Here is a 16,616-nt window from a genome sequence, read left to right as displayed (position 1 = left end):
GTTCCTTTGCAGGGGAGGCGGGGGGCGTCAGGGCAGGGTTTTGCCGCCCGGCAGGATGAAACGCGGCGCTCGGGCGCTGCCCGGCGGGCACCAGGGCCGCTGCGCGCGCGAGCCCCGCACGCGGATGCGCAGGCTGGCGGGCATCGCGCCAAAGTCGTTGGGGCCGATCACGATTCCGGTCGACGGGCATTCCCCGGCAGCCTTGGTGCATTCGTCGGTGCGGTCCATGTCGCAGAACCATTCCTCGATCGCGGGGGCGCCATCCGCGCCGGAAAAGCGGTTGCCGGTGATCGTCGCCCCGCCGGAATCGTCGCGCAGCTTGATCGCGCTGCCGCAGAAATCGGCGAACGTGTTGCCCTCGATCCGCGCGCCCGTGGCATGGCTGGCCAGATAGATCGCGTGGAGGCCGGGGCAGGTCTGCGGCGGGTTGTTGCGGATGGCCCGGAAGGTCACGCCCCGGATCGTGGTGTCGCGCGCGTTGACCAGGCGGATCGCGGCGGTTGACGGGCGGGAGGGCCCATCGGTGCCGTCGCCATTCAAGGTGTCGCTGCCGATCTGTTCGAGCACGAGATCGGCCAGCACGGTGCCGCGATTGAAGGCGGCGGGATCCTCGCGGTTGCCGTTCAGGGTGATCGCGGTGGCATAGTGGACGATGCGCAGGCCCTTGACGGTCAACCCGCTGTCCTGCCCTTCGGCGGCGCGCAGGCGCAGCCACGTCTCGCGCCCGGTGCCCACGAAGGTCGGGGGCGCAGCAGGGGCCGTCTGTTGGCCCATCAGCGTGAGGGGGCCGTGCAGGCGGCGCCCGTCGATGGCGATGGTCTGCCCGCGATAGACACCGGGCAGGATCAGCACGCGGGTTTCCTCGCCCGGCGCGGCCATCTGCGCGCGGGCGAGCGCGGCGCCCAGCGTGGCCAGAGCTGTTCCGGGGCTGGTGCCGGGGGCGGCATCGCTGCCCGTGGGGGCAAGATAGAGCGTGGCCGCACGGGCCGGTCCCCCGGCGCAAAGGAGCGCGAGCAGGGCCAGCAGGACACCGGCCCATGCTCCGGGCGGAAATCGGGCCGGGGAGAACCGGGGGCTCATGCCGCGTGCCTCGCGTCGGCCGGTTCCGCTTCGATCCGGGCCTCATGGAGCGGGGGCAGGCGCAGGGCCAGTTGCGTGCCCAGCCGCGCGTTGTAGGCGGCGATGGCCGCTTCGAGCCGGGGGGCATGGTGTTCGAACCGGGCGTGGTCGGCGGGATCGAGCATGCGGGACCGCGCGGCGCCCGTGGCGCGGGTGGTGGCATTGCGATTGTCGGTCGTCGCGGCGAAATGGGCCAGTTCGGCGGCGCTCGGGGCAAGGCCGAGCGGGGTGAACAGGTGCTGGCCGAGCCAGCCGGGTTTGTCGGCGCTGGCGATGAAGGCGTCGAGGTCGAGCGCGGCGATGGTCGTGCCCATGGCCAAGGTGGGGGCCGGCGCGCCTGCCGTCACGGGGGGCGCACCGGTTTCCGTCCCGCCCCGTTCTGCCCCACTTCGTTCTGCGATTGCGCGCGCGTAATCGAGGCTGCTGCAATAGCGCTCGACGAACTGGTCGGGATCGTCGGAAAACCATGGCATCGCCCGCAGCGACAGCCAGCAGTCGACCGGGTTGCGGATCGCGTGGAGCCAGACCAGCCGCTTGAACGCCGGGCGCACGATGGCGGTGATGTGGCCTTGCTGGCGCTCCATCTGCGGGCATTTGAAGCCGTGGATGTCGGCCCCCTGCTTGGTGATCCGGTTGCCCTTGGACAGCAGGCCGAACAGGTCGATCACCCCGCGCGCGCGTTTTTCGCGAAAGGCGCGCGCGGCATAGCCCCTGGGGTAGGCCTGTTGGGCCGCTTCGAGCGCGCCGCGGATCGTGCCCAGAAGGGTGCCGCGAATTTCGCCCTGAAGGCACAGGCGCGGGTGACGGTTGAGGAAATCGGCGAACTGGCGCGTCCCGCAGCGCGGCATGCCGCACAGCACGACGAAGGTTTCCAGCGGGCGCGGTGATCCGGAAGGCTCCGGCCCGGACGCGGCAGGCGGGGGAGGCAGCAGCAGGGGGGAAGTCGGGGTGTCGGACGGATGCAGCGGGTCCATGCCAGGGTCCTTTCGCGGATCAGAGCGTTTCGGTGATGCGGCCTTCCTCGCAGATGGCTTCCCCTTCGGGGGCCGGATCGGTGCCGGGGGCATGGGCGGCAAAGGCCTGTTCCAGCGGCCCGGAGAAGAAGTGCCGCATGACGAGATCGACCCCCATGGCGTTCACCGTGCGCAAGTCGGGGTTGAAGAACATCCCGCGCGCCGGATGGCCGGTGATGATCTCGTAGGACGGGAAATAGGCGATATCGGCATGGGCATCGGCCAGATCACCGGCCACCGCGCGCAGCACCGACTTGGAATAGATCGTGGCGGGCAGGACATGCCCCCCGGTATGGTCATGGGCGGTCGTCGCCGTGGCCATCAGCGGCACGGGCGAGACCGTCAGCAGCATGCGCGCGCCCGGATTGACCTGCCGCAGCAAGGCCCAGAACGCCTCCATGTCGGCCAGAACCTCGCCATGGCGCAAGTTGCGGAAGGCATGGGCCTGCGGATCGAAACTGCCCGCCAGTGTGCCGGGGGCGACCGGATAGACCGTGCCGTCGGCCAGATCTTCCCAGCATTCGGTCAGCCCGAGCGTGAAGACCATGACATCGAGCGTTTTGAGCATCGTGCGCACGGCGGCCAGATGGAGGCGGCGGGCATGGCGCACGGCCTGCACGCTGGCCTGCCCGACCGGATCGACGCCGGGGCGCAGCGCATCGTAAAAACGGCCCTCGCGCTCCCACACGGTCTCGCACGGGGGGCGCAGGTCCAGTGCTTCCTCGGCGAGCTGGCGCATCTGGCGCGCGGTATAGACATTGCCATAGCGGCACGAGAACACGCGATAGCCGAAGCGGCGCGCTTCCTCCGTATCGGCAAAGATCGGCGGGGGCGGCTCGCAATCGAGGAAATGCGCGCCGCGCCGGGCCAGCGCCTGCCCGATATGCTGGGCAAAGCAGCTTCCCGCCGTGGCGATGCGGTCGGCCGGGGTAAGCGCCATGGGCGCCCACAGTTCGTCGATATCGGCCAGATGGCGCTGGGCCACGGCGGCCTTCCAGAACGCGCGTGTCGGGCGCCCGCGATAGGGATTGATCATCAGGCAGCCTTCCGTGCGGGGGTGGGGGCGGATTGCCGCTCCAGCCAGGTTTCGAGCCGGGCGCTGGTCTGGATGTCGGCGGGGCGCGTGTCGTCGCTGCGGGGGAAGGAGGCGGGCGCGGGGTGCGGTTGGGGGCTTTGGGCTTGCGCGTTCCGGGTTCGTGCGGGGGCGTTCAACCCGTGCCAGGTGTCGAGCAGGTCGAGCGGGGCGGTCGAGGGGCTGAGCGCGGCGGCGCGCAGCCAGTCGGCATAGTCCTCGCGGCTCTGGCTGTGGCCGTGAACCCCGTTGTAGCGGGTGTGGAACAGCACGCGGTCGGCCTGCGCGCGGGCCGAAATGGCGGCGGCAAAGGGCAGCATGTGGGCGCGATAGTGATGCCGGTCGCCCAGTGACTGGATATAGATCACCGTGTTGCGGAACCCCTCGCCATAGAGGCGGGTGCAATCGGCCTCTATCGCCCCGGCCAGATCCTCGTTCCCGGCCAGCGCGGGCCAGCAGGCCTGCCGATAGGGTTCGACGAGCGTGGGATGATAGCGCAGGATCGAAGTCTGCGGGTTGACCACCACCGCGACCGATCCGGGCATGGCATGCGATTGCACCAGCGCGGCAAAGCCGCCGCCCGATGTCCCGAAGAACAGCGTGCGCTCCACGCCCAGTGTGCGCGCCATGTCGCGAAAGACGCGGGCGAACAGGGCGGGGGTGTCGAACCCTTCGTGCCCGGCAAACCACGCGATGCGGAAATCGCCGGGAAGCTGCATCGAGGGATCGCTCACGCTCACCTGATGCAGCGCGGTCAGATCGGGGTTGAAGGCGTTGAAGATCGGCGCCTCGCGCCGCGCCCGGCAGGTCGCCCCATGGAACGAGACGAGCATCCCCGTGGCGCCGGGCACGAAATGCACGCGGAAGTGGACAGGCACCGTGCCGGTCCTGATCGCAAAGCGGTTGGGACCGGGTGTCAGGGCGGCCATCCTGCGCCGCAACTGGCGGATGAAGGGGGTAAGCTCGATCATGCGGCATCCTCCTGCGGGCAAGGCGTGGTGGCGGGGGATTGGGGGAGGGACTGGGCGAGGAACGGGGCGAGCAGCGCGCAGGCGGTCGCGCCGGTTCGGGCCCAGGTGCGCTCGGCCACGACCCATTCGCGGCCCTGCCGCCCCAGTGTCTGGCGCAAGGCCTGATCGTCGAGCAGGCGGGCCAGCGCGGCAGCCAGACTCTCGATATCGCCCTTGGCATAGACAAGGCCGGTGGCCTCGTGCGTGATCATCTCGGCCAGTGCGCGCACATCGGGCACGACCACCGCCTTTTCCATCGCCAGCGCTTCGAGCGGCTTCATCGGCGAGACCATCTCGCACACCGGCCATGGCTTGCGCGGGAACGGGCAGATGTCGATCCGGGCGTACCAGTTCTCGACCTCTTCGTGAGGCACGCGGCCGGGCATGATCAGCCAGTCGGCAAAGCCGCCGTCCTGCGCGATGGCGGCAATCGCCTGGCTGATCGGGCCGAGGGGAACAGCCTCGTCAGGCGCGGTTTCGGCCAAGTCGTCGGGCCCGTTTTCCGGCGTGCCTTCCAGATTGTCTGTCTCATCGGCGGGGGGGATCGGCTGTGTGTCGGGCTGATCGGCCGGCTGGGCACCCGGTGTTGCGTCCGTCTTCGCCTCGGGCCGGGCATCCTGTCCGCTGGTGTTCTCGCTGCCGACCAGCAGCAGGCGGAATTCCCGCCCCTCGCGCCTCAACCGGGCGCAGGCCAGCGCCAGATCTTCCAGCCCCTCGTAGTCGACGAAAGTGCCGACATAGCCGATCACCGGAACCCCTTGGGGAAACAGCGGATGGGGCGGCATGGTGGAACCTGCCGGATCGAGGCGGGCCGGTTGAAAGCGCGCGGGATCGCACGAATTGGGCAGGAGCGCGATGCGTTCGGGCGGAACCCCGCGCCCGGCCAGTTCCTCGCGCATCGGCGCGGTCAGCGTGAAGACCTGATCGGCCTGCCGGGCAATCGCGGTTTCGAGCAGTTCCTGAACCTTGTAGGCCGCCGTCCGGGCATAGGCTGCGTTGCGTGACATGCGCGTCACTTCCCAGAAGCCGCGCACCTCGTAGGCGAACGGAATGCCCAGCCGTCGCGCCGCGATCAGCGCGGGCAGGGCAACGACATGGTTCGAGGCGGCCACGACCACGGCAGGGCGCAAGGCGCGAAAACGGGCCTCCAGCGCGGCCGCTGCCGCCGGAACATAGCGGGCATAGCGCATCTTGGCGCGCGAAGGCCTGGGCGTGCGCAGATAGCGGATGCCCTCGATCACATCCTCTTCGGGCAAAGATTCGGTCTCGGCTGCGGGAAGAACGTCGCAGGGGTAACCGGGCCGTGAGAGCACGATGACCTCGCACCCGGCGTCCTGAAGCCCGCGGGCCAGCCCGTGGCTGCGCGTGGCATAGCCGCCCGAAGTCCAGGGCAGGGAATTGTGCAGCACATAGCACAGCCGACCGGGCACCGGCGGCATCACCCGCGCTCGGCGCGGACCGATCAGGCGCAGCATGTCGAGCTGCCCGGCATAGCCCTGCCGCAACCGTTCGATCCGCGCGGGCAGGGCCTTGTCGGTATGGCGGGCCGGGTGGTGGTCCAGCTCGGCGAGAAGATCGTCGCAGCGGGCGAACTGCCCCGCCCGCTGAAAGGCGGCATAGGCGCGCAGCAGCGTGGCGGGCGAGCGGTCGCGGGTAAGCGCTTCCTCGGCCAGAACGGCCCCGGCTTCGTGCAGGTCAGCCTCGGCCAGCAGGGCGGCGAGGCGCAAGGCCCCATCGGCACGCCCGGCATCGTCGTCCCAGTCGACCGCGTCGAGCGCGGCCAGCGCGGGCGCGGCCCCCTGATCGGCCACGGCGGCGATCAGCGCGGGCTTGTCGGGCAGGCAATCGGGGAAGGGGACGACTTCGGGTTCCGGTTCTGGCGCGGCACCGTCCTCCGCAGCCGTGGTTTCGGGCAGTGGTTCGGGTGGAGCGGGCAGATGCGCGGCGATGGCGGCGGCCTGCTGCGCCCAGTCGCGGGTGCCCAGCGCATGGGCGCGCGCAGTTTCGCCCAGGCGGCGGGTGAGCGCGCCATCGTCGTGCAGGCGGGCAATGGCTTGCGCCAGACTGGCGGCATCGTCGGCCCGGAAGAACAGCGCGGTTTCCCCGTCGCGCGCCTCGGCGCGGAAGACCGGCAGGTCGGGCACGACCGGCACGACGCCCAGCGCCATGGCCTCGACCAGCTTGATCGGGGGCACCAGTTCGGTCACCGGGCTGGCCCGGCGGGGCAGGGCGGTGGCATGGCATGTGGCCAGACGCGCGCGGGCCTCGTCGGGCGCAAGGCGTCCGGCAAAGTGGACCTGTCCGGCCAGCCCGAGCCGCAGGGCCTGCTGTTCGAGGGCCTCGCGCAGCGGACCATCGCCGATGATCGTCAGCGCAATCGTTCGGTCTTGCGCGCGCAGCAGGGCCAGCGCGTCGAGCAGGAGGTCGAGCCCTTCATAGCCGACCAGCGCCCCGGCATAGCCCAGCGTGAAGGCGGCGGCGCGTGGCGGTGCGATGGCGGCAAAGCGGGCGGCGTCAATGCCGTTGGGCAGGATCGTCACCCGCGCCGGATCAATGCCCCAGCGCGCGATCACATGATCGGCCAGCGGGCGCGAGATGACATGGAGGTGGTCCGCCGCGTGGGCGACTTGCGCTTCGAGCGCCAGCCCCAGCGCGAACCGCTCGCTCTGGTCGAACCCGGCGACATTGGCCGCCCGGCTCAGCTCCCACAGCCCGCGCATCTCGTAATGAAACGGGATCCCCAGCCGCCGGGCGGCGACGAGCGCGGGCAACGCGTTGACATGGTTGGACGCGGCATGGATCACCGCCACTTGTGCGTTGCGGGCCACGCGCGCGATGCCGATGGCCGCCCGCGCGACATAGAGATCGAGCGGCATGGACTGCGAGGGATGGCGCACATGGTGCCAGTCGATCCCGTCGTGATGCGAGGTGATGTCTTCGGGCGTGCCCGTGCTGTCCGAACGGTCCCACGGGTAGCCGGCGCGGGTCAGCGCGGTCAGCGTGATGGCCTGCTGTGGATCCTCCCCGGCGCCATGGGCGGCAAGGGCCTGAAGCAGCGCCTGTGTGCGGGTGGTATAGCCGCTGGTATGCCAGGGCAGCGCGCTTGCCGCGCAATAGAGCAGGCTGCGCGGGCATGGCTCATAGGCCGGTTTGCGCGCGGGTTCTGGCAGCGAGAGGCCCTGGTCGAGCAGGCGGGCCTGCGCCTCGATCTGGCGAACGCGCAAGTCTTCCGACGGGCTGAGCGCGAGATCGGCGGGCAATCCGGCCAGCAAGGCGGCGGGCTGGCGCAACTGGCCGATGTCATAGAGCCGGAAGGCCAGCCACTTGGCCCGCCACGGGCGCGGATCGGCGGCATGGGCGGCCATGGCGGCCTGCGCCGCGCCCGCCGGATCGTCGGGCAACAGGGTCCGCGCCTGTTCTGTCAGGATTTTTGCGCGGGCCATCGCTTCCGCGCGCGCCTCCGCCTGCGCTTGGGCGCTTGCCCTGGCTTCGGCTTGTGCGGCGGCCTGGGCCGCAGCCCTGGCAACGGCCTGTGCGGCGGCTTCCACTTCGGCTTGCGCGCGGGCGAGGGCCTGGCTCTCGGCGAGGGCCTCGGCCTTCGCACGGGCTTCTTCCTCGGCGCGGGCCTGTTCGAGCGCGCGTTGCCGGGCGCGGGTGATCGGCGGAGCAGGCAGAAGCACCGCTTCCGGGGCCTTGCTCGCATGGCTCAGGTCCTTGGCAGGCCGTAGCATCGGGACGCTGGCCCTTGCCGGGGCCGCCTTGGCCCGCCGCGCCTTGCGCCGCAAGGCCAGCAGCCCGGAGGGCAGCCGCCAGAGCCCGACAGGCGAACGAAAACTGCGGATGAGCAGCGCGCCCAGTTGATAGGGCATGTCCTGAATGACGACCTGCTCGCGCAGTTCATAGGCCTCGATCAGCCGTTCCTGTTCGAGAGCCTGGGCCTTGGCCAGCGCAGCCAGGTGCTCGGCCTGCTCGGCGCGCTGGCGCCAGGCCAGCAGGTCGGCCAGCATGGTGTCGGCGAACACAGGGGCGGCGGGCATAGGGTCAGCCGGAGGCGGCGCCCCGGCGGCAAGAGGCCCGGCCATGACCGGAGATGCGGTGGGGCCCGCCGCGCTTGCCCGCACGAGGGTACAAGGATCGGGAGAGGGCGCGGGGAAAAACCGGAGGGGCGCGGCCTGAACGGGCGTGGGCGCAAAGGACACATCCGCGAGGGCGGTCCCATCGATCTCGACATCCCCGGTGCTGTCACGCCCGGCTTTGGTGCCTTCGGGGGCGTCTTCGCGGTGGCTCAGGCCTTCCGGCCCGAGCAGGCGAACATGGGAATGGAGAGGGGGGGCAGGCGGGCTGGAGGGAGAGGAGGGCTGCGGAGCGGCGGGGTCATGGGTACGGGCTTCGATCATCGGCTCCCCATGGGGCCCCGCGCCGGGCGGGGCTGTGCGAGGGTGGTCAGTCCGTCCAGATCCCGCGCGCATCGACGATCTCCACCCCGTCGCGCCGCTTGGGCGAGACGGTCTTGAACGGGCGGTGATCGACCAGCAGGGTCCAGACATCGGCCTGATCGAGAGCGGCAAAGCCGTCGATCAGTTCGACACCGCAGGCCGACAGGGCAGGCGGCAGGGCGGCGATATTGGGTTCCACGGCCAGAATCGGCCGGGTGAAGCGGGCGGCGAGGTCCTTGACGATTTCCACCGCCGGGCTTTCGCGCAAGTCGTCGATGTCGGGCTTGAAGGCGAGGCCGAAGGCGGCCACGCGGACCTCCTCGGGCGCGCAACCCTTGCGCGCGGCGACGGCGCGGGCGGCCTCCATCACTTTGTCGACCACCCAGTGCGGCTTGCTGTCGTTGACCAGCCGGGCGCTGTGGATCAGCTTTGCCTCATTCGGGTTGCGGTTGACGATGAACCACGGGTCGACCGCGATGCAATGGCCGCCCACGCCGGGGCCGGGCTGGAGAATGTTGACGCGCGGATGGCGGTTGGCCAGCCGGATCAGTTCCCACACGCTGATGCCCAGCTTGTCCGACAGGATCGACAGTTCGTTGGCAAAGGCGATGTTGACGTCGCGGAAGGCGTTTTCGGTCAGCTTGCACATCTCGGCGGTGCGCGCGGTGGTGACCACGCATTCCCCCTTCACGAACGTGCTGTAGAGCGAAACCGCCTCGGCCGAGCAGCGCGCGGTCAAGCCGCCGATCACGCGGTCGTTCTCCACCAGTTCGCGCAGGACATGGCCGGGCAGCACGCGCTCCGGGCAATAGGCGATGCGGATGTCGGCCTCGTCGCCCGCGTCCTGCGGGAAGGAAAGATCGGGCCGTTCGGCGGCGAGCCAGGCGGCGATCTGCTCGGTCGTCCCCACCGGGGATGTCGATTCGAGCACGACCAGATTGCCCTTGACCAGAACCGGGGCAATCGCCCTGGCGGCGGCCTCGATATAGGAAAGGTCGGGCTCGTGCCCTTCGCGGAACGGTGTGGGCACGGCGATCAGGAAGGCGTCTGCCGGTTCGGGCGTGAGCGTGGCGCGCAGGCGCCCCTCGCGCGCGGCGGCGTGGACCACCATGTCGAGGTCGGGCTCGACGATGTGGATGCGCCCCTTGTTGATGGTCTGGACCGCGATCTCGTTGACGTCCACGCCGATCACCTCGATCCCGCGGGACGCAAAGACGGCAGCAGTGGGCAGGCCGATATAGCCAAGGCCGATCACGGAGACCCGCTTGAAGCGGTGGGCAGGGGTCATCATCTCTTCGGTTTCATCCCTCAAAGGCGCCGCTGTGGCCATGGCGCTATCCCCCTTTCCTTACGTGTTTCCCCGTGGCGAAAGGCTTAATTTCGCCACGCTACGATGGACGTTGCCCAAAAAACGGTAGGGCGAGGGCCAGACAGGTGATGTCGGGCCTGAACAGGCGCCCTCGAACGGCGTCTTGGAATGCCATTTCCAGATGGCGCCCTCTGCATAGGAAGCCCTGAACAGGAGGCTCCCGAAACGGGCACCCCTGACAGGCCCGAACACATGCGGAAATCAGCCGGTGCGGGCGGCGGTTCGGCCAGTGGATGGATGGCCGGAGCCGCCGCCACGCTGGCGGCCAATCCTTGCGGTTATGCCTCGTGATCCGGATCTTGCGATGTCAGGCTCACGATTTCGCCCCTCCCACTTTCCTTCTGCTTGAACTGATGAACGGAGGATCACTTAGTTTTCCTCCCTTGGCGAGCATGGAAACATCCGGAAGCAATCAATCCCGGTGCAATCGCGAAGTACATTCGCGCCAATACTCAGTATTTAATTCTAAACTGGAGCAATTCGGATCGCCCTGTTCCGGTGGGGGGACGAGCCCGACGTTCCCGACGGGGCGCGGGCCTTTTCCTACCATCAGCAGATCATGCCGATGGGGGTGGCGCTGTTGTGCCTGTCGCTGGTGGAACTGACGGTGGTTCACCTGCTGGTGAGCCATTGGAGCCGGACGGCGGCTCTGATCATGTCGCTGATCAGCAGTGTGGCGCTGGTCACTCTGGTCGGCCTGATCAAGTCGTTCCGCTTGCGCCCGATCCTGCTCGAAGCCGATGGCCTGCGCTTGCGCGGTGGCGTGTTGTTCGACCGCCTGATTCCCTTTTCCGCACTGGCCCATGTCGAAACCGAGGTCGCCCCGGACAGCGTGCGCGCGCCTCCGACCTGGAACACGGCGTTCCTGTTCTGGCCCAATGTCATGCTGTCGCTGTGCGCCCCGCTCCCCCGCGAGGGCTTCAAACGACGCAGACCCGCCTTTCACGTGATCGCCTTGCGGGTCGACGACCCCGAACCGTTCATCCGCCAGTTGCGTGCGGAGTTAGCCGCATACCCGGCAGCGGAATTGTCTGCTGCGCATACACCCTGATCGGCCATGGGGTGGCCGCAGAGTGCCCGCTTTAACAGGAAGTGGAAAAACAAACGCCGCCGCAGTCCGGCAAGGAATGCGGCGGCTTGCGTGATTTACGGGTGTTTTCAGCAGCCGTTGCGTTCGCGGTTGCGGTTGCGGGTGTGCTGCTTGTCGAGGGTGCGGCCGACCAGGGCGCCGCCGACGCCGCCGGCGATCGTGCCCAGCGTGCCACCGCCCAGAGCATTGCCGAGCAGGGCACCGCCCGCGCCGCCCGCGATCGTGCCTACGGCGCCGTCGCCGCTGCCGCAGCGGTGGCGGTAGTCGCGGCGGTCGCGACCGTGGTTGTCATAGCGCGAGTCCTCATAGCGATCACGGCCATTGTCGCGGGCGAACGACGTGGTGGGGATGGCGGCGGTGGCGAAAGTGGCCAGTGCCGCAACAGCAGACACCACGCCGACCTTGGATGACTTGAACATGGAGATATCCCTTTTTGGTGATCCTTGCTGGGTCTGGATCTAGCCGTTGCAACCTGCAGGGGCTATGAACACAATTGGAAAAATGTGTTAACAGGGGATGGGGTCAGGTGCTTGATTTCATGTGGTGAAGGCGAGCTTCTGGCGCTTCGCCGGGAGGTTACAGGCCCAGCACGACACGGGCGCTGACGGCGAGCTGGTAGAGGATCTGGGTAATATCCTTCCACATCTGGCGCGACTTGGTGTCGAGCCGGGGGAGGACGAGCAGTTCGTCGCCGGTGCGCAGCGACTGGCTGGTGGGGGCAACGTCCTCGAAACTGCCGTCGGCATGGGCAACGACGATTCGCTTGTGGGCCCCGTTGGGGGTGAAGCCGCCCGCGCGGGCGACATAGGCTTGCGCATCGAGGCCCGGTTGCCACGCGACGGCATTGGGGAACAGCACTTCGCCGCTGACCAGCACGAGCCCGTCGCGCGTGGGGACGCGCAGCAGGTCGCCGTTTTCGAGCAGGAGATCGTCGCGCGTGGGGCCATGTCCGACGACGACCTGGCCGATGGGTTCGACCTTGCGCGCGCGGTCGATCCACGCGAGCACCTGATCGGCCTCGTTGCGGCGCAATTGCGATTCCTCGTTGGTGCCCGAGCGGGCGGTGAGCACCGATTGTTCGAGGCTGCGCAGGCTGGTCTCCAGCATGGTCTTCTGGCGGTCGTGGACGCTCTGGCGGAAAAGCTGGATGCTCGCCTCGTCCGAGCGGTCTGAAAAGTGGACCTGCCGCAGGAGATCGCCCAGCCGCGCGCCATAGGGCAGCACATATTCCTGCGCGCTGTCGTGCTCGCCCTCGATCCGCACGGTGATCGTGCCGGCTTTCTTGTCGGCGGTGAATTCGAGGGTGTCGCCATCGGCCACCGGCACCGCGCCTGCCTGTGCGATGGGGTGATATTCGACATTGCGGACAGGGCCGGTCATCCGGGTGATGCGGATGTGGGTGGCGGCCGGTTGGGGCGCGGCGAGCAGCATGACATCGGCGGTTGTCGGGTGGGACTGGCGCGGAAATTCGAAGATGTTGGGATTGTTGGCCAGCCCCGTCACCGTCACCGTCTGCTGGCGGGGGCCCACGAAGATCACGTCGCCATCGGCCAGCGCGACGGGCGCCATCAGGCCCCGGAACAGGAACTGGTAGAGGTTGACGCGGGCGCGCACCTGGCTGCCGCGCTTGACCTCGACATCGATGAACGTGCCGCGATCCGGGTCGATGCCGCCTGCCGCATCGAGATAGTGGAGCAGGCCGTCCATGCTGGTGCCATCATAGAGGCCGGGGCGGCGCACGAAGCCGCCGACATAGACGCGCACCGGCTGCGCCTCGGCCAGCGCGGCATAGACATAGACATTGCTGCGAAAGGTGCCCGCCGCGGCGCCCGCTACCACGCGTTGCAGATCGGCATTGCGCACGCCGCCCAGCGCGACCGGGCCGATATTGGGCAGGAAGACATTGCCTTGCGGATCGACCGTCTGGACTTGCGCGAACTGGAACGCGCCCCACAGTCGCAGCACCACCCTGTCGCCGGGGGTGACCATGTAATCGGGGTTGAATCGCGCGGACCCGGCGCGGGCGAAGGCCCCGGTGAACAGCCGCGCGCCGAAGACCGGGCTGGCCAGATTGGCCGCGCTGTCGAGCGGGGACATCGCGCCGGGCACGACCGGCGGGGCGCCCGCGTCGATGGCGGTCGCCAGCGGGGTGGCCAGCGTGGGGACGATCGAGGGCAGCGTCGGCGCGGCCATGCCATTCGGGACGGGGGCCGTGGTGGCGGCATTCCCGGTGGCCGAAGCGACCGCGCCCGGCCCCAGCGAGCCGACCAGCGCGGCCAGTGTGGCCGGGTCGGCCTGTTGCAGCGCCTGACCGGCAAGGCCGGGCGGCAGGCCCTGCGCCAGCGCGCAAGGGGAGCTGAGAGTCGGGCCGGCAATCAGGAGGCTGATCATCAGGAAGCGAGTGGGGCGCATGGGCGCAGTCCTTGGCAGGCCCCGCAAAAGGAGCCGGGAATGGGATCAATCGATGTGGTCGCGCACCACGGCCACCAGCAGCAGCGCGATGCCCGCCGTCAGGAAGGCGGCGAGGGTGAAGACCAGCGTGTTGACGAAGCGGCGGGGCCGGGCGGGATACTCGGGCAGGCTGGGCGACTGGATCACCGAGACCTGCTTCATCGCCTGCATCGCGGTGATCCGCCCCTTTTCGAGCGCGGCCAGCGTGGTCTGGTAGAGGCCCTGGCTGAACTGGGCTTCCTGTTCGAGCTGGCGGAAGGCGTCGGCGCTGCGGTTGAGGGCGCCGGGCGCGTTCGAGGCGGCGCGGTCCCGCTCGCGCGCGAGTTCGCCATCGACCGCCGCGATCTGCTGGCGCAAGGCGACGACATCGGGATGGCTGGGGACGAGATAGGCTTCGAGCGTGCCCAACTGGGTCTGCAAGGCGCTGCGCCGCGCCTCGAGCTGGGCGATGGTGCCTGCAACCGATTGCAGGGTGTCTTCGGGCGAGACCATCCCGGCCTTGTTCTGATAGGCGAGCAGGGCCTTGCGCGCAGCTTCGTTGCGGGCGCCCATGCGCTGGGCCTCGCCCGAGAGGAAATCGACCTGCACTTGCGCGAGGCGGTGGTCGTTGCGGTTCATGAACTGCGCGCCTTCGCGCAGCATCGTGGCGACGATGGCCTGCGCGGTCTGGGGATCGAAGGCCGCCGCCTCGACATGGAGGACGCCTTCGTTGTCGTCGTAATCGATTGCGATGCGCCGCTTCATGTAATCGGCAAAGCGGGCGAGCGGGGCATGGGCATCGCGAAGGCGGGCCAATGGATCGTGGGCATGATCGGCATAGCGCTGGCGCAAGTGCAGCTCTGCATCGAGGCGGGCGAGCATATCGAGCGAGAGCAGGTGGCTGCGCAGCAGCATCTGGTCGGCCCGGTTGCCCCCGCCCGGCAGGCCCGAGAGCAATCCGCCCAGCCCCCCCGGATCGACCCCGCCCATGTCCGCCCGCACGACCACGACTTGCGCCTCGCAGACATAGAGGTCCGAGGCGAGCAGCCCCCAGTAGAGCCCGGCCAGCAGCGAGCTTGCCGTAGCCAGACCGAGCACGATGTGGCGCACACGCAAGGCGCGGCGGGCAGGACGCAGGGCGGGCAGGGGGAAGGATGGGGCCATGGCTGGTATCTCGGCAGCGGGGGCGGGCTTTTGATCCGCGTGTTGCGGATGGGAAGTGGGCGGATGCGAAGAGGGCGGATCGGCCAGGATCGTGGGCGCGGTCATTTGGGGAGGGTGTCCTTATAGGCCTTCACGGCGTCGCCTAGATGGTCGAACCAGGTGAGCTTGCCTGCGTGGAGCAGCATGCCTGCCGTGCAGAAGCGCTTGAGCGTGCCCGGATCGTGGCTGACCATGATCACGCTGGCCTGGCTGGCGCGGCGGCGGAATTCGGCCGCCGCGCGGGCGCGGAAGGTGGCATCACCCGCTGCCGTCGCCTCGTCCGAGATGTAGACGTCGAAATCGAAGGCCAGCGAGATGGCAAAGCGCAGCCGCGCGGCCATGCCGGTCGAATAGGTGCGGATCGGCTGGTCGAAACGGTCACCCAGGGCGGCAAATTCGGCGATCCGGGCGAGGCGTTCGGGGATGTCGTCCTCGTGGCCGTGGATGCGGCAGACGAAGCGCGCGTTCTGCCGCCCGGTCAGCGTGCCCTGAAGCCCGCCGCCAAAGCCCAGCGGCCACGACACCCGGCAGTGCCGTTCCACTTGCCCGCGCGTGGGCTTGTCGACGCCCGCCAGAATGCGCAGCAGGGTGGACTTGCCCGCGCCGTTGGCCCCCAGGATGCCCACGCTCACGCGCGGGGGGATCACGAAGTTCACGTCGTCGAGCACCCATGGGCCCGCGCCATGGGCGGTCATGTAGCGTTTGGAGAGGCCGCGCGCGACGATCACCGCGCCGCGACCTTGTGCGCGAGGGTCAGTTGCAGCGACAGGCCCAGCCCGACCACGACCAGCACCCAGCCCCACAGATAGCCCGCGTCCGTCTCGGGCACGGCGTGATAGCCGCGCGAGAGCCCCATGCGCGCGAGTTCGACCCCGTGGGCGAGCGGATTGAGCATCAGCACCTGCCGCCAGGGCGCGGGCAGCGTGGCGAGCGGAAACATCACCCCCGAGATCAGGTAGAGCGGGCGCAGCACGATGTGCAGCATTTGCCGCGTCTCGCGCATGAGCGCGGTCGAGGCCGAGACGATCATCGCAAAGCCGGTGCCCAGCAGCCACATCGCCACCCAGGCGGCGATCATTGTGAGCGGCGTGTCCGGCGCGAAAGGATGGCCCCAGAGCGCGAGACCCCCGGCCAGCAGCGCGGTGACGACCAGCCAGGTTACCCCTTCGAGCAGGGCCCGCGCGATCAGCGTGTCGACCGGCTTGACCTGCCGATAGGCAAAGAGCGCGCTGTTGTCCGCCGGGGCCCCGGCGACGTGATCGGCGGTCTTGCGGAAGAGGAAGTAGGTCTGGATGCCGACCATGATCCACACCGGCGTGTCGAGGTTGCCCACCGCATGAATGCGCACGGCGGCATAGAGCGCGAGCAGGTAAGCGACATGGAACACCGGCTCGAACAGGACCCAGGCCCATGAAATGCGCGTTGCAAAGAGCCGGGCCAGCGCCTCGCGCAGCATGAGCGCACGCCAGACGCACAGCGTGACTACCAGTGGCGGGCGGGGCGGGCGCGTGAGGGGGGGGAAGGTCTGGTCCATCAGGCCGGGCGCATGACGTCGTGGGCGCAGGCCACGAGGAGGCCGTGGAGGTGGCGGCGCAATTCGCCATCGCCGATGGCCCCGACCACCCGCCCGAGCGGATCGACCACGCCCACCATCGGCAGGTCCCGCTCGGCCATGAGGCGCAGCACCGCGCGCATGGGCGTGCTGTGACCCACCAGGAAAAGCGGGGGAGATGGGGGTGTGGAAGGGCGTGCGGGGTCGGCTGGCATGGTTTGCGCCTCGTTCCTGTCCGTTCGGATCATGGCCTCATCGGGATGACCCTTAGTAATCGCTACTGAGGCGGCGCGGGCGTGTGGATCGCACGGGAATGAAGCGA

General features: G+C 69.1%; 13 protein-coding genes. 1 reads left to right on the top strand and 12 read right to left on the bottom strand.

The genetic code is table 11. From position 1 onward, the window contains the following. Window positions 1–27 precede the first annotated feature (27 nt). Genes SBI20_RS09880 through wecC form a run of 6 tightly spaced genes read right to left on the bottom strand, consistent with a single transcriptional unit; the run spans window position 28 to window position 9,941 of the window. Window positions 28–1,080, bottom strand: coding sequence for a right-handed parallel beta-helix repeat-containing protein (locus SBI20_RS09880; RefSeq protein ID WP_317974871.1), 1,053 nt, complete (start codon window positions 1,078–1,080; stop codon window positions 28–30). Then, window positions 1,077–2,093 (bottom strand): hypothetical protein, encoded by a 1,017-nt coding sequence (locus tag SBI20_RS09875; RefSeq protein WP_317974870.1) that lies wholly within the window; start codon window positions 2,091–2,093, stop codon window positions 1,077–1,079. Before SBI20_RS09875 ends, SBI20_RS09880 begins: the two co-directional genes overlap by 4 nt. 19 nt (window positions 2,094–2,112) lie before the next feature. Beyond that, window positions 2,113–3,168: a GSCFA domain-containing protein gene (locus tag SBI20_RS09870; RefSeq protein ID WP_317974869.1), complete on the bottom strand. Its 1,056-nt coding sequence runs from the start codon at window positions 3,166–3,168 to the stop codon at window positions 2,113–2,115. Continuing rightward, complete coding sequence (locus tag SBI20_RS09865; RefSeq protein ID WP_317974868.1) at window positions 3,168–4,175, bottom strand: hypothetical protein; 1,008 nt, start codon at window positions 4,173–4,175, stop codon at window positions 3,168–3,170. Before SBI20_RS09865 ends, SBI20_RS09870 begins: the two co-directional genes overlap by 1 nt. Continuing rightward, on the bottom strand, window positions 4,172–8,611 hold the full coding sequence (locus SBI20_RS09860; RefSeq protein ID WP_317974867.1) for a glycosyltransferase: 4,440 nt from the start codon (window positions 8,609–8,611) through the stop codon (window positions 4,172–4,174). The genes SBI20_RS09865 and SBI20_RS09860 overlap by 4 nt, the downstream gene beginning before the upstream one ends. Window positions 8,612–8,657: 46 nt before the next feature. After that, complete coding sequence (wecC, locus tag SBI20_RS09855; protein WP_317974866.1) at window positions 8,658–9,941, bottom strand: UDP-N-acetyl-D-mannosamine dehydrogenase; 1,284 nt, start codon at window positions 9,939–9,941, stop codon at window positions 8,658–8,660. A 637-nt stretch (window positions 9,942–10,578) separates the two neighbouring features. Between wecC and SBI20_RS09850 the strand changes: the two genes are divergently transcribed. Further along, a complete protein-coding gene (locus SBI20_RS09850; protein WP_317974865.1) occupies window positions 10,579–11,070 on the top strand; it encodes a hypothetical protein in 492 nt (163 codons plus the stop codon). 107 nt (window positions 11,071–11,177) lie between these two features. Here SBI20_RS09850 and SBI20_RS09845 read toward each other — a convergent pair whose 3' ends face one another. The 6 genes from SBI20_RS09845 to SBI20_RS09820 all read right to left on the bottom strand — a co-directional run bounded on the left by SBI20_RS09845 (window position 11,178) and on the right by SBI20_RS09820 (window position 16,437). Then, on the bottom strand, window positions 11,178–11,528 hold the full coding sequence (locus tag SBI20_RS09845) for a hypothetical protein (RefSeq protein ID WP_317974864.1): 351 nt from the start codon (window positions 11,526–11,528) through the stop codon (window positions 11,178–11,180). Between the two features lie 157 nt (window positions 11,529–11,685). Beyond that, complete coding sequence (locus SBI20_RS09840; RefSeq protein ID WP_317974863.1) at window positions 11,686–13,521, bottom strand: polysaccharide biosynthesis/export family protein; 1,836 nt, start codon at window positions 13,519–13,521, stop codon at window positions 11,686–11,688. A 45-nt stretch (window positions 13,522–13,566) separates the two neighbouring features. Next, the gene (locus tag SBI20_RS09835; protein WP_317974862.1) at window positions 13,567–14,808 is read right to left on the bottom strand and encodes a hypothetical protein; all 1,242 of its coding nucleotides are present in this window, start codon (window positions 14,806–14,808) and stop codon (window positions 13,567–13,569) included. Further along, a complete protein-coding gene (locus SBI20_RS09830; RefSeq protein WP_317974861.1) occupies window positions 14,805–15,470 on the bottom strand; it encodes an ABC transporter ATP-binding protein in 666 nt (221 codons plus the stop codon). The genes SBI20_RS09835 and SBI20_RS09830 overlap by 4 nt, the downstream gene beginning before the upstream one ends. Beyond that, window positions 15,467–16,276 (bottom strand): ABC transporter permease, encoded by an 810-nt coding sequence (locus tag SBI20_RS09825; RefSeq protein WP_317974860.1) that lies wholly within the window; start codon window positions 16,274–16,276, stop codon window positions 15,467–15,469. Before SBI20_RS09825 ends, SBI20_RS09830 begins: the two co-directional genes overlap by 4 nt. Continuing rightward, window positions 16,276–16,437: a CBS domain-containing protein gene (locus SBI20_RS09820; protein ID WP_317974859.1), complete on the bottom strand. Its 162-nt coding sequence runs from the start codon at window positions 16,435–16,437 to the stop codon at window positions 16,276–16,278. Before SBI20_RS09820 ends, SBI20_RS09825 begins: the two co-directional genes overlap by 1 nt. Window positions 16,438–16,616: the final 179 nt, after the last annotated feature.

The organism is Novosphingobium sp. IK01 (assembly GCF_033242265.1).
In the GTDB taxonomy this organism is placed as follows: Bacteria; Pseudomonadota; Alphaproteobacteria; order Sphingomonadales; family Sphingomonadaceae; genus Novosphingobium; species Novosphingobium pituita.
The sequence above is the reverse complement of the archived record's forward strand: the minus strand, read 5'-3'. Positions and strand labels throughout refer to the sequence as shown.